Genomic DNA, 14,050 nt, shown 5'->3' on the forward strand with positions numbered 1-14,050 from the left:
GGGTGGCATGAAAAGATCGTGTCGCGCGGCCGGGCGACACGATGATCTGCCGGTTTCGCACCTCAGTCGCCGCTAGGCGCTGATGAGTGGCTTTCCACGATGACCGCTCTGGCAGGGTGGTGCGATGCATTAAGTCAGCGTGCACGATGGGGGCCGCCTGTTTCGCGTTTCAAGGAGGTTGCGCGAGGCCTTGGGCATAAAAACGGAAGGCGGGCACGGTCAAGTCTGGGCCGTGGTTTCGGGAGGAGACCATGATGCGATACAAAGATGTGTACGCCAAAAGCCTGAATGATCCCGAAGGGTTCTGGGCAGAAGCTGCGGCCGGTATTGTCTGGGACCGGCAGTGGAACAAGATCGTTGATCAAGCAAAACCGCATTTTCCGCGTTGGTTTGCCGGCGGGCAGCTGAACACCTGTTTCAACGCGCTTGACCGTCACGTTGACGCGGGGCGCGGGGATCAGGATGCGCTTATTTACGACAGCCCGGTTACCGATACCGTGAGGAAACTGAGCTATACCGAGTTGCTCGATCTGACTGCCCGTTTCGCAGGCGGTCTCCGCCGGCTTGGCGTCTCACAGGGTGATCGGGTGGTGATTTACATGCCTGCCGTCCCCGAGGCGGTCGTCGCGATGCTGGCCTGCGCCAGAATTGGCGCCATCCATTCCGTTGTATTTGGCGGCTTTGCGGCGACCGAACTTGCCACCCGGATCAACGATGCCGCGCCGAAGGCAATCATTTCCGCGTCTTGCGGCATCGAAGGTTCGAGAATTGTTCCTTACAAGCCAAATCTCGACAAAGCCATTGAGCTTGCCCGGAACAAACCCGATGTTTCGATCGTCTTGCAGCGCCCACAGTTGACAGCCGAACTGGTGCCCGGCCGCGATGTCGAGTGGCATGATGCCCAAGGGGACCCGGTGCCGTGTGTCTCCGTTGACGCCTCGCACCCGCTCTATATCCTCTACACGTCAGGGACGACCGGCCAGCCGAAAGGCGTTGTCCGCGATAACGGCGGTCATGCGGTCGTTCTGAAGTGGACCATGGAAAACTTCTATGATGTCGCCCCGGGAGAGGTCTTTTGGGCCGCGTCCGACATTGGTTGGCAAGTTGGCCATTCCTATATTACTTACGGTCAGTTGTTGCATGGCGCCACGGCGGTGCTCTTCGAGGGCAAGCCGGTCGGAACGCCTGACGCGGGTGTTTTCTGGCGGGTGATTTCGGAACATAAGGTTGTCAGCCTGTTTACCGCGCCCACCGCCATTCGGGCAATTCGCCGCGAGGACCCTGACGGCGAACTGATCCGGCAATACGATCTGTCCAGCCTTCGCTCGCTCTTTCTGGCAGGGGAACGCACCGATCCCGATACGCTGAAATGGGCGCAGGATCACCTCGGCATCCCTGTGGTCGATCATTGGTGGCAGACCGAAACCGGTTGGCCGATTGCGGGCAATCCGCTTGGGATCGAGGAACTCGCGGTCAAACGGGGCTCGACGACTGTTCCGATGCCGGGTTGGCGTGTCGCCTGTGTCGACGAGAATAGCAAGGCCGTCGCTCCCGGCGTAACCGGCGATATCGTGATCGCTGAACCGATGGCCCCCGGCGCACTCTTGACGCTTTGGAACGCAGACGATCGCTATATCCAAAGTTATTTCAGCACCCATCCCGGCTATTACGCGTCCGGCGACAGCGGTTTTATCGACGAGGACGGATATATCTTTATCCTCAATCGCACGGATGATGTGATCAACGTGGCGGGTCACAGGCTTTCTACCGGCGCGATGGAGGAGGTGCTGGCCTCGCATCCGGTCGTCGCCGAATGCGCGGTGGTTGGCGTCGCTGACCAGTTCAAAGGCGAACTTCCGGTTGGTTTTCTTGTGCTCAAGTCCGACGCGGATCGGTCTATGGATGTGATCGCCAGTGAAGCCGTGGCCATGGTTCGTGAAAAGATCGGGCCGGTTGCCGCCTTTAAGCATGTGCTGATCGTCGACAAGCTTCCAAAGACCCGATCCGGCAAGATCCTGCGAGGGACGATCAAGAAGATCGCGGACAGCACCCCTTGGAAGATGCCGGCCACAATCGACGACGTTTCGGCACTGGATGAGGTGACGCGAGCCCTGAAAACGATCGGTCTGGCGTCGCAGTCGGCCGCCGTGGTCGATGAATAAAGGGGCCACTGGTCTCCAGCAGGTCGGACGCAGCTTAATGCACTGATTACCCAAGGGTTTCTGGAAATTCTGTCCAGAGAATTATAGCAGGAACGGGCGGTCTGATCGCGGGCTGCTTTGTCAAGAAACGAGGTGAATAAATGGCTGAATCCTGGAACGAAAAGGAATGGGAAACGATACTTGTGTCGCGCGATCAGCGGGTCGCCAAGATCAGTCTCAATCGGCCGGGTGCGCTCAATGCGCTGAACGCTCAGGTCATGCTTGATGTCACGGATGCAGTCAGTCTGCTTGATCAGGATGACGACATCGGCTGCATTGTGATCACCGGGTCCGAAAGGGCCTTTGCCGCCGGCGCCGACATTCGCGAGATGATCGGCATGAGCCGGTCGGATATGTTTGAGGCCGACTATTTCGGTGGCTGGGAGGTTTTTTCCCGTGTGCAAAAGCCGATTGTCGCGGCGGTGTCCGGGTTTGCGTTAGGCGGCGGCTTTGAGCTTGCGCTGATGTGCGATTTTATTATCGCCGCGGACAACGCAAAATTCGGTCTGCCCGAGGTCAAGATCGGTGTGATGCCCGCGATGGGCGGAACCCAGCGCGTGACCAGGATCCTCGGTAAGTGCAAGGCGATGGAAATGTGCCTGACCGGTCGGATGATCGATGCGGCCGAGGCCAAACACGACGGGATCGTCGCACGGGTCGTTCCAGCGGAAGATCTGCAGCGCGAGGTGGATTTGACCAGCAAGTTGATCGCCTCGATGTCGCTTCCGTCGCTCAGGTTGATCAAGGAAGCCATCACCCAAAGCGAGGAAATGCCTCTGTCCGAAGGCGTGCGTTCCGAGCGGCGCGCATTTCACGGTCTGTTCGGGTCTCACGACCAAATCGAGGGCATGACGGCATTCGTGGAAAAGCGCGCCCCGAATTTTACTCACAAGTGAAGGTTGCGCTATGCTTGGGCGCCTTAGTATTACCACTTGTGGGCAGGTCCTTGGATCTGTGCTCGAAAGGCTTGAAGATCGTGAACGTTGGCCGGATGTTGACATGGCGCCGTTCCTGCGACCTCTGCCGGGCGATGTTGCAAGCCGAAAACTGCGGGATCCGATTTATATTGCTGCGGCGGGATGAGAGCAGAATCGCGCGACTGGTGACTCTCGAAGATCAAAACAGAGGACTATCCGATGGTTGAGAAGAAAAACGATCCCCTGACATCGTTCGACCCTTTTGCGTTCATGTCGCAATGGGTGAAAGTCAGTCAGAAGGCGCAAAAGGTTCTGACCGAGTCTTTGACCTCGACCAAAGTTCCGGGCAGCGTGATCCCCCCTTCAAGCCTGCTTGCCTGGGGGCAATTCTGGCAGGGCGTCGCGAAAGATCCCAACCAGTTTTTCTCGATCCTGTCCGAGGGAGAGGTCACCAAACGCGAACCCCGTGACCGCCGTTTCAAACACGAAGCCTGGGAGGATAACCCGGCTTTGAAAGCCATCCTTGAGGGATATCTTACCAGCGCCGACAGGCTTAGAAGCCTTGTTCAGGGCGCAGACCACCTGTCTCGGGGTGACAAACGCAGGGTCAATTTTCTGGCCGAGCAATTCATCGACGCAATGGCGCCGACGAATTTCTGGGCAACCAATCCCGACGTTATCGCCAAGATCTCCGAGACCGGCGGGCTGAATCTGGTCGAGGGGTTCATAAACTTCGTCGATGACGTGAACCAGGGCGCCGGGCATGTCAGATCCGCGGATCCGGACGCATTCGAGTTCGGGGTAACGATCGCCGGGTCCAAGGGCTCGGTGATCTTTCAGAACGACCTTATGCAGCTCATTCAGTTCGAACCTACCACGAAAAAAGTCGATAGCGTGCCGCTGCTTATCGTGCCGCCTTGGGTGAACAAGTATTATCTTTTCGATCTGAGAGAGAAATCCAGCTTCATTCGCTGGTGCGTCGAACAGGGTCTCACAGTATTCGCCATTTCATGGGTGAATCCCCATGACAAACTCGGGGAAAAAGACTTTGAGAATTACTGGACCGAGGGTGTCATGTCGGCAATCGACGCCATCCTCGAGACGACCGGGGAAAAGAACGTCAATCTCTTCAGTTTTTGCCTTGGCGGGACGCTGACCGCGGCTGGCCTCGCGCATGCGGCAGCTCTGGGGGACGAGCGTATCAAATCCGCGACGCTGATCGGCACGATGACGGAATTCTCGGATTTGGGGGACTTCGAGGTTTTTCTCGATCCCGAGCAGATCAAGCTGATGAAACAGCACACTGCGGACAAGGGGCATGTCTCGAGCGGCGATATGGCGCAGTTGTTCAGTCTGTTGCGGGCGAACGATCTGATCTGGTCGGCGGCGGTAAGCCGGTATCTTTTGGCGAACGATCCGCTGGCCTCGGACTTGCTCTACTGGTTCTCGGATGGCATTGGCATGCCCGCCAAGATGTTAGAGACCTTCGGTCAGAAAGTGATGCTGGAGAACGCGCTGAGCAAACCCGGCGGCATTTCGTTCGCAGGCACACCGATCGACCTGTCCAAGGTTACGACCCCGCTATTGTTCATTTCGATGAAGGCCGATCACGTCGCCACATGGGAAACGACGTATCGGGGTGCAAAGCAGTTCCCGGGCGAAAAGCGTTTCATCCTAGGCGGCTCTGGTCACAATGCTGGCGTGATCAACCCGCCTGCAGCCGGCAAGCACGGGTATTGGACGAACGACGACTTCCCGGAAACGTCGGAGGATTGGCTGGCGAATGCCGTGCAACATGAAGGCTCGTGGTGGCCCGAGTGGCGCCGCTGGCTTGAAGGCTTCGGCGGGGAAAAGGTCGCCGCGCGCCCGGCGGCCAAGGGACGCCTGCCCGTTTTGGAAGCGGCACCCGGCAGTTACGCGCGCGAGGGCCGGTAACGGTTGGCAGGGGTCCTGTCAGGCGAACCTTGCCTGAGGCGGGCAGGGGGGCGTGCCCTTCTGGCATGACGAAACGCTCGCCTTTCAGCCCGCGCTTATAAGAAGGGTCAATGCGGGGTTTGGCCCTTTTTTGACTGTTGCTGAACCTCTCTCGGCGCGCTGCCGGGGAAAGCCGCTTGAGGCACTGAAGCATCTACAGATCCACGGGCCCCTCGGTCGCCCAAGCCCGTTTGATGGCAAGGACCGCGCGTGTCAGCGCGCGCAGGGCGATGACCGCAACCCGCCGCCGGGAGCCGGTGGCGGGGTCTTTGTGCCGCACGAGCGATAATGCTAGAGCCTTTTCCAAGACAGATTCGAATTCATCCCGACGCATCAAGCAGGATTTTTTCAAATGAATGCCCCAGCTCCGCAATTTGAAACCGATATCCACCGGGAAAAGCGGGGGCGTCTGACCCGGATGAAGGTCGCCGCCGGACTTTTGCTGATCGTTCTGGTTGCCCTATATTTGATGACGTTTTTCCTGCCGATGGCGCCGGGTGTTCAGCAGTTCCTGCGTGCGACGGCAGGGGCGGGCGTTGTCGGCGGCCTTGCCGACTGGTTCGCGGTCGTGGCCTTGTTCCGCCATCCGCTGGGTATCCCAATTCCGCATACAGCGCTGCTTCCGCGCAATCAAAAACGGGTTGCGGCGAACGTCGGCTCATTCATTGAAGAGCATTTTCTTATCCCGGAAAATATCGCCCGAAAGATAGAAACCAGCCGCGTGTCGGAAACCGTGGCCGATTGGCTGGTGATCCCGCGCAACAAGAAGCTGGTGGCGGGGCATCTTGCCAACGCTCTTGCAAAACTTGGCACGGTTGGGCTGCCCGAGACGCTGACGACACGGCTGAAGGGCGTTGCGCGCCGCACGGCCTTGTCGGCGGGCGCGTCGCAGATCATTGCCGACGAGATCGCCAAGATCCTGCGGCATGGCGCCGGAAGCGACGGTGTTACTGCTGCGATCGGTTTGCTGAGTAAAATCGTGGCCGAGAACCGCAGAACGGCCGAGCACATGGTGCGCGAGCGCAGTCGCTGGTGGATCAGTCCTCAGGTTGACAAGGGGGTTGCTCAGATCGGCGTTAAGGGGGTGCTGTCGGTCATTGATGAATTGGCTGATGACCAGAGCGATCTGAGAAAGGCGTTCGACAAGGCGCTGCTGGCCGGGATTGATCGGTTGCGCGACGAAGGTCTGCTGGGGGCCTTCATCGAACAGGCGATCCGGGGCTATGCGGACAGCGACGATTTCGAAGCAGCGATCGAGCGGATGATCGCGGCGGTTCAGGGGCTGTTGGCCGAGCATTTCCAGTCCGATGAATTCAGCCAGGCCATCGAAGAGGCCGTCGGTTCGTTGGCCGAATTCCTGCAGTCCGACCCGGACACCCGATCCAGCATTGATCGCGCCCTGTCGGTGATCGCCGGCGAACTGGTCGCTGCGGTCCGGCCGTCGATCGGACAATATGTTGCAGAAACAATTTCAGGCTGGGAACCTGCCGATCTTGTCGAAAGGTTTGAAGCCGAAGCCGGGACCGATTTGCAATTCATCCGGATCAACGGATCGGTGCTTGGCTGTGTAATCGGAGGCGCGCTCTTTACGATAGAGCGCGTCCTCACATGATAGGTCGTCAGGTCGATTACTTGGCCTTGCCGAAGTTCAGCACCGGCGCCCAGGTTTCCTGAGTCTTCGCCTGAATCAGCTCGACCAGATCTTTCGTTCTGTCGACGGCCTCGGTCACCGATGCAGATACGAAATTCTTCTGCATATCGACCACGACTTCGAGGCTGGGCGCCCCGATAATTGCCCGGCCATGCGAGACACCCGCGTTTACGCTAGCGGTCACGGTTTCCAGCAGCAGGCGATCAATCTCGACAATCCCGGTGACTGCGGCACGGCCCGATGCCGTGGCACAACGGTACAGATCACGCAGGGTGGCTTGTGCGGTCTTCAACTTGCCCAAGGCGGTCGGAGCGGTTTCGACGACCTGCTCTTGTTCGACAACTTCGGCGACCAATTCCGGCTGGTTCAATTCGTCCATTGGCTTACGTGCTCCATCTCATATGGTGAGTAACGCTTTGAAGTCGCATTATAACCCTGATTATGCTGCATTGCAATAAAATCATGCTGCGGTGCAGCAATATCTGTTTCGGCTATCGGATCGCCACCGGAACTGGCGCCGCCGCAGGGCAGACCCGTGCCGCAGCTCAGGGTTTCAGAACACACCTTAGGCGGGCCATCCGCCGGGGGAATTTTTTCCGATCCGGCGCGCCGCGCCGCACTGCGGCGGGCCCTGTGGCCGATGACAAAGAAGTTGACTACCTAAATCAGGCTTGTAATGACTCCTTGCCAAAACTTGGTCCGGCGCACGACCACGGGTGGGGTCTGGCGCCGGGTTTGGGCACCGTCGGCAGTTTCGGACGTGCGCACCACCAAAAAATTGGCGTCCTGATCGCGTTGCGACAGGCAATGATGTCGGAGAGGTTCCCTTGGCGCGTGCAAACCTGAATGACCAGATCTTCAATATTTCGAAGCTTCGGGCAGCAACGGACAAGCTTGAGCAATATGGTGTCGAACCCGAGCTGGCGCTGAGGAACACAGGTCTGACAATTGCTGAACTGAAGCGCTCTGAAAGCCTGATTTCGATTCATCAGCTTATGGTCGCCTTCAGCAATATCTCACGGGCGCGGATCAGCCCGACACTTGCATTCGAGATCGGCCGGTTGGTGCATGTCTCGGCCTATGGCCTTTACGGATACGCCTTGCTGTGCAGCAAGGATTTTCGCCGTTCGATGAGCTTTGCCGAGAAATATCAGCCGCTTGCCTTGCCGGTGTGCGACATTCACTTCACCTTCGAGCCGATGAACGAAGGCTGGATTTTCAAGCCGATCGAACATCCTTTGATGGACGAAGACCTTTACGCGTTCGTGACAAACTTTCAGTTCGGCGTGCATACGGCGGTGCATTGCGACGTCATGGGAGCGCATTTCAAAGCTGACGGTTTTCAGGTCGAATACGGCCGGGACCAGTATTATCAGCTGCCCGAAAGCTGCTCGCCGCTGCTTCGGCATCGCGCGAAGGAAAGCAAGATGTTCATCGGGGCGCATTGGCTTGACCAGACCCCCGAACTTGGCAACGACGTGACCTTCGACCAGTTCGAAAAGCTTTGTCAGAACGAATTGGCCGATATTGCAGTCCACACCGGGGTTTCGGGTCGAATCCGGACCGAGATCCTGAGGAACATGGCCGCGCCGCTGAACATCGACGAACTGGCGCAAAAGCTGGGGGTCACCAGCCGGACCTTGCGGCGGCAACTGCGGAGCGAAGGCACGAGCTATCGCGATCTTCTCAACCAGATTCGTCTGGAACTGGCGACGCGCTATGTCGAGGACCGGGAAATGACCAACGACGATATTGCCTTTGCGCTGGGGTTTTCCGATGCGGGCAGTTTCCGCAAGGCGTTCCGGCGCTGGACCGGCCAGACGGCTTCGGATTTCCGCAGCCAGAGCGGCACACAGGGCGACTGACGGACCCCGGGGGTCCGGGGCCGGGTCACACCGTTGGGGCAGGGGACACATGGCCCGCGCCGGGGCGCAGAGGCGTCGGTGGTTGATTCCATCCTCCGGGCCGGGTGCAGATTGTCCGATTATTCCCGTTTGGCGTCCTTTCCGAACCTTGGAAATAGGGGCTGTGGCAACGCAGGATGCGCCCGGATGCAGTCAATTGGCTGCACCCGGGGGGACGACTATCGGGAGGATAAAGATGACCCATTCGCAAACTTTCGTGAAACCTTGTCGTGGGGCGGCCGGTTCTAGGCTGAATACCCCGATCGACCCTCGGGATATCTCTGGCATAGTCTGGCGCGGGTAATACCCGGACAGACAGGGCTTTTCCAAACATGCGCGCAGGCGGCTCCAATGGATCGAGCCGCCATTTGTCATCCCCGAAAGAGTTTTCAGAAAGCGAAAAAACCATGAGCAAACCTTGGCTCAAGACCTATGGCACCGACATTCCGGAATTCATCAACCCGAAGGCATTTCCGTCCGTAACGGCGATGTTCGAACAAGCATTTGAGACCTACAAGGATCAGACTGCGTTCGTCAGCCTTGGGACCAGTCGGACCTACGGCGAAATAGATGAGGTGTCGCGCGCCTTTGCGGCATTCCTGCAAAACGATCTGGGCGTGAAAAAAGGCGACCGCATCGCGGTCATGGTTCCGAACATTCTGGCCTTTCCGATTGCTTTCACCGGCATTATCCGCTGTGGGGCGATTCAGGTGAACGTGAACCCGATGTACACCCCGCACGAGTTGCAGCATCAGCTGAACGACTCTGGCGCCGAGACCATCGTGATCTTTTCCGGTTCCTCGCCGACCTTGGCGGAAATCGTTGAGAAGACCCAGATCAAGAACATCATCACGGTCAATCTGGGCGATGGCGGCGATCGCGAGATCCCCAGCCCGCCGGTTGATCCGCGCCTCAGCGGCGTGATCCGTTTCTCGGATGCGCTGGAGTCCGGCAAAGGCAAAACCTACACGGCTCCGGAAATCACGCTCGATGACACGCTGTTCCTGCAATATACCGGCGGCACGACCGGGTTGTCGAAAGGCGCAGTTCTGAGCCACGGCAACCTTGTTGCGAACACCGAACAGTTCAAGGCGATGATGCCGCGCGCGCTGCGGCCCGGCAAAGAGGTCGTGGTCACGGCGCTGCCGCTGTACCACGTCTTTGCGTTGATGGTGAACCTGATCTCGTATTTCTCGATCGGGGCCAAGAATTACCTGATCGCCAACCCGCGCGATCCCGAAGAGCTGATCGGCACCTACCGCGACAGCGGCTTCTCGGTGTCGACCGGGGTGAACACGTTGATGGCGGGCCTTGTCGCCCATCCCGAATTTGCCAAGATCGACTTTTCGAACTTCCGCCTGATGATGGGTGGCGGCGCGCCGGTTCTGCCGGTGACCTCGGAGCGCTGGAAACAGGTGACGGGCGAGCATATCCGCGAGGGTTACGGGCTGTCCGAGACCTCGCCCATCCTTTGCGTGAACCCGATGACGGTCGAAGGCTTTTCTGCCACGGTCGGCCTGCCGGTGCCGTCGACCGAGATCAAGCTGCTTGACGATCTGGACAACGAAGTCGCCATGGGCGAGGCGGGCGAAATCTGTGCGCGCGGCCCGCAGGTGATGTCGGGCTATTGGAACCGCGCGGACGCCAATGACAAAGAGTTCACCTCTGATGGCTTCTTCCGCACCGGGGATATCGGTGTTTTCGACGAGGCGGGTTTCCTGAAGATTGTCGATCGCAAGAAAGACGTGGTTCTGGTGTCGGGCTTTAACGTCTACCCCAACGAGATCGAAGCCCACGTGACCGAACTTGAAGGTGTTCTGGAATGCGCCGCGGTCGGGGTTCCCAGTGAAAAGACCGGCGAGGCGGTGCGTCTCTTTATCGTGCAGGCGCCGGGTGCGAACCTGACCGTGGGGGACGTGATCGCGCATTGCCGCAAGGAACTGACCGGCTACAAGGTGCCGCATCAGGTCCGCTTTATCGACGAGTTGCCCAAGTCAACCGTTGGTAAGATCCTGCGCCGCGAATTGCGGGATGTCTGATATGGCGACGTCTTCCGACAACCTCAGGACCTATCCCGAGTGCTATAGTCTGACCAATATGGCGGCCCATGTGGGCCGCACTTTTGGGCCGGGGGCACCGCAACTGATCGATCAGGGGCGGATTCAGATGTTCGCGGATGCGACGGGCGATCAGCAATGGCTGCACACCGATGTCGAACGCGCCAAGCGGGAAAGCCCCTTTGGCGGTCCGATCGCACATGGCTATCTGACGCTGTCGCTGATCGCCGCCGAACAGATCGCCATCGGGATTTATCCCTCTGATGCCTCTGGCATCATGAACTACGGGATCAACAAGGTTCGGTTCCTTGCGCCGGTGCCAGCGGGCGCCACGGTTACCCTTTCGGCGACACTTCTTGAGGTGACGGAAAAGTCCGAGGGGCGGTGGCTGCTGCGGGTGAGCAATACGATCAATCTGACCGATAGCGGCAAGCCCGCGGTTATCGCTGAAACTCTTGGCATGGTCTTCGCGTAATCGCGCGACGCCATGCCTCTGCCGGAGAACTGAAAATGGGTGACGACAAGACTTCCCGCGGGTTGGAACTGCCGCAAGCGATGCTGAAGTTCTACAGCGCCGCGCTGAGCGACCCGAAAAGCGCCTTTCAGCACACGTTTGACGCTTGGAACCAGTTTTCCGGGACCCTGACCGGATCGGGCACTCTTGAGCCGCCGAAGGGCGATAAACGGTTTAATGACCCGATCTGGACCTCGAACCCGGCCTACCGGATGATCCTTCAGTCCTATCTGGCCTGGTGCCGGAGCAGCCTGAACTGGGTCGAGACCCTTGACCTTGGCGACCGCGACAAGGACCGCGCCCGGCTGCTTATGGCGACGATGCTGGATGCGCTGGCACCGACCAACAGCGTCGTCGGCAACCCGGCCGCCATGAAGAAAACGCTTGAATCCGGGGGCAGCAACCTTGTCACCGGTATGCGCCACTTTGTGGACGACATGCTGAACAACCACGGAATGCCGTCGCTTGTCGATCGTTCGAAATTCAAGGTGGGCGAGAATCTGGCCACCACGCCGGGCAAGGTCGTGCACAAGTCGGACCTGCTGGAACTGATCCAATACCAGCCGCAGACCGAGAAAGTGCACGGCACGCCGATCATGATCGTGCCGCCGCAGATCAACAAGTTCTACGTCTGGGATCTTGCGCCGGAACGCAGCATCATCGAATTTCTCATCCGGCAGGGGTTCACCGTCTTTACGGTCTCATGGCGCAACCCCAGCCCCGATCACGCGGCGTTTGGCCTTCAGGATTATGTCACGGCGCTTGATTCCGCGTCCGAGGTGGTGCTGGATATCAGCAAATCAAAGCAACTTCACCTTGCGGGCGCCTGTTCGGGCGGGATTACCACCTCGACGCTGCTGGGCTATTGGGCGGCCAAGGGCATTGATCGTGCGCGCAGTGTCACGCTTCTGGTCACCATTCTGGACACCGACGGGGTGCGCAACACCTCGATGGGGCTTTTCACCAATCTCGAAACCCTGAGCCTTGCCAAGACGCTTTCGCGCACCAAAGGCGTGGTCAACGGAACCGATCTGGCGAAAGTCTTTGCCTGGCTGCGCCCGAATGACCTGATCTGGGCCTATTGGGTGAACAACTACCTGCTCGGCAACGAGCCCCCCGCCTTTGATGTCCTTTACTGGAATTCGGACACCACCCGGATGACCGCGCAGCTTCACAGCGACTATGTCGCGCTGATGGAGCAGAACGGCCTGACCAAAAAGGACAGCCTGACCATTCTGGGCGAGCAGATCGACCTGAGCAAAGTGACCTGCGACGCCTATATCCTTGGCGGATCGACCGACCACATCACCCCCTGGGACGGCTGCTATCGCTCGGTCAATGTGCTGGGCGGCAAAGCTGACTATGTGCTCAGCACCAGCGGCCATGTGCAGGCCATTGTGAACCCGCCCACCAATGCCAAGGCGAAATACCGGGTGGCTGCGGTCACGCCGGCCGATCCCGATGCCTTTCTTGAGGTCTCGGAGGAACTGTCTGGAACCTGGTGGGGACATTGGACCGATTGGCTGACGGCGCGTTCCGACGCCCAGAAGGCGGCGCCGAAGTCACTGGGCAACAAGACCCACATGCCGACCGTGCCCGCTCCGGGGCGCTATGTCATGGAGCAGGAATCCTAAATGGGAAATCTGCTTTCCGTGACCCGGCGTGGTATGAAAATTGGCGAAGCAAAGGTATGGGGGCACACGGTGCGCTATGCCGACTATGGTCCCGAGGATGCCGATGACGTGGTGCTCATGTTCAACGGCATCGGGGCGAATATCGAAAGCGCCGAAAGCTTTATCACCAGCTTCACCAAGGTTCGGGCGATCACCTTTGATGCGCCCGGGGTCGGCGGCACCGCAACGCCTTTGCTGCCCTATAGGCTAAGCCATGTGTCCGGCATCGCCAGCAAGCTGCTCGAAGAACTTGGCGTCTCGTCAGTGCATGTGTTCGGCGTGTCCTGGGGCGGCGCAGCGGCACAGCAGTTCGCGAATGATTATCGCGGCAAGACCCGCAGCCTGACGCTGGCCGCCACTTCAGCGGGCTGGATGAGCCTGCCCGGCTCGCTTTCGGCGCTGTCGAAGATGTTGACGCCCAAGCGTCACTCGGACCCCAAGTTCATGCAGGTGAACGCCGAGGCGCTGTATGGCGGGACCATCGCGCTGAACGAAGAACTGCTGCGCGAGTTCTCCGAAGCCCTCGATCACGGGTCGATGCGGGGATACCTTTACCAGCTAAGCGCCATTTCAGGTTGGACCAGTTGGCTGTATCTGCCGCGGCTGAAGATGCCCGCGTTGGTGCTCATGGGGGCGGATGACCGGATCGTGCCGACTGGCAACGGGCGCATTCTGGCCAGCCGGATGCCGAACGCTAAGTTGGAAATCATCGACTGCGGCCACCTTTTCATCGTCACGAAACCGAAGCAGATCGCCGAGCGCGTCGAACGCTTTATTCAGGAGATCGGCGATGCCTGAAGGCGCGGTGGCTCAACCCCGTTGGCGCGGACGGGGAACAGTCATGTGGTGGTCTGTCCGTCCGGGCGACGGGGCCATCCCCGCCGACCAACCAAAAAGACAAACGCCCAAGCTGACAAGAACCGACCGGCGGATTGACCCGTTGGGTCATTCCATCTGCGGCTTCGCGCCGCTCATTCCCGGTGGGATCTTGCGGACGCGCGGCAGGTCAAGCCGCGCCCGCCGCTCGTTCTGATCGCCAAACGCTGAGACTGACTAAAGGAGACGACGCTTATGAAGGTATTGGTGCCTGTGAAGCGCGTGATTGACTATAACGTTAAGGTTCGTGTGAAGGCGGACGGTAGCGGAGTTGATCTTGCGA

Annotated in this window: 10 protein-coding genes and 1 pseudogene; 10 read left to right on the forward strand and 1 reads right to left on the reverse strand. The window is 59.1% G+C overall.

All coding sequences use genetic code 11. The features are described 5' to 3' along the window. Positions 1-254: 254 nt before the first annotated feature. The 4 genes from ABYW26_RS02665 (at position 255) to ABYW26_RS02680 (ending at position 6,704) form a co-directional block, all read left to right on the forward strand. A complete protein-coding gene (locus tag ABYW26_RS02665; protein WP_372603219.1) occupies positions 255-2,162 on the forward strand; it encodes a propionyl-CoA synthetase in 1,908 nt (635 codons plus the stop codon). A gap of 140 nt (positions 2,163-2,302) precedes the next feature. Then, a complete protein-coding gene (locus ABYW26_RS02670) occupies positions 2,303-3,097 on the forward strand; it encodes an enoyl-CoA hydratase-related protein (protein ID WP_372603208.1) in 795 nt (264 codons plus the stop codon). A gap of 240 nt (positions 3,098-3,337) precedes the next feature. After that, positions 3,338-5,053 carry a PHA/PHB synthase family protein gene (locus tag ABYW26_RS02675; RefSeq protein ID WP_372603209.1) on the forward strand — a complete coding sequence of 572 codons (1,716 nt, stop codon included), beginning with the start codon at positions 3,338-3,340 and terminating at the stop codon, positions 5,051-5,053. A gap of 391 nt (positions 5,054-5,444) precedes the next feature. Next, on the forward strand, positions 5,445-6,704 hold the full coding sequence (locus ABYW26_RS02680) for a DUF445 domain-containing protein (RefSeq protein WP_372603210.1): 1,260 nt from the start codon (positions 5,445-5,447) through the stop codon (positions 6,702-6,704). Between the two features lie 16 nt (positions 6,705-6,720). Here the strand turns inward: ABYW26_RS02680 and ABYW26_RS02685 are convergent, their stop codons facing one another. Then, complete coding sequence (locus tag ABYW26_RS02685) at positions 6,721-7,122, reverse strand: phasin family protein (protein WP_372603211.1); 402 nt, start codon at positions 7,120-7,122, stop codon at positions 6,721-6,723. Positions 7,123-7,570: 448 nt separating this feature from the next. Here ABYW26_RS02685 and ABYW26_RS02690 point away from each other — a divergent pair, with 448 nt between their 5' ends. The 6 genes and pseudogenes from ABYW26_RS02690 to ABYW26_RS02715 form a co-directional block, all read left to right on the forward strand. Beyond that, entirely contained in the window at positions 7,571-8,608 is a 1,038-nt protein-coding gene (locus tag ABYW26_RS02690; RefSeq protein WP_372603212.1) for a helix-turn-helix domain-containing protein, read from the forward strand. A 446-nt stretch (positions 8,609-9,054) separates the two neighbouring features. Beyond that, positions 9,055-10,686, forward strand: coding sequence for an AMP-binding protein (locus tag ABYW26_RS02695; protein ID WP_372603213.1), 1,632 nt, complete (start codon positions 9,055-9,057; stop codon positions 10,684-10,686). Between the two features lies 1 nt (position 10,687). Further along, positions 10,688-11,179, forward strand: coding sequence for a MaoC family dehydratase (locus ABYW26_RS02700; RefSeq protein ID WP_372603214.1), 492 nt, complete (start codon positions 10,688-10,690; stop codon positions 11,177-11,179). Between the two features lie 35 nt (positions 11,180-11,214). Next, on the forward strand, positions 11,215-12,852 hold the full coding sequence (locus tag ABYW26_RS02705) for an alpha/beta fold hydrolase (protein ID WP_372603216.1): 1,638 nt from the start codon (positions 11,215-11,217) through the stop codon (positions 12,850-12,852). After that, positions 12,853-13,689: an alpha/beta fold hydrolase gene (locus tag ABYW26_RS02710; RefSeq protein ID WP_372603217.1), complete on the forward strand. Its 837-nt coding sequence runs from the start codon at positions 12,853-12,855 to the stop codon at positions 13,687-13,689. A gap of 273 nt (positions 13,690-13,962) precedes the next feature. Next, positions 13,963-14,050, forward strand: a pseudogene (locus tag ABYW26_RS02715) (electron transfer flavoprotein subunit beta/FixA family protein); the annotation flags it as partial.

Origin of the sequence: Actibacterium sp. (assembly GCF_041584535.1) — a bacterium.
Lineage (GTDB): Bacteria > Pseudomonadota > Alphaproteobacteria > Rhodobacterales > Rhodobacteraceae > Actibacterium_D.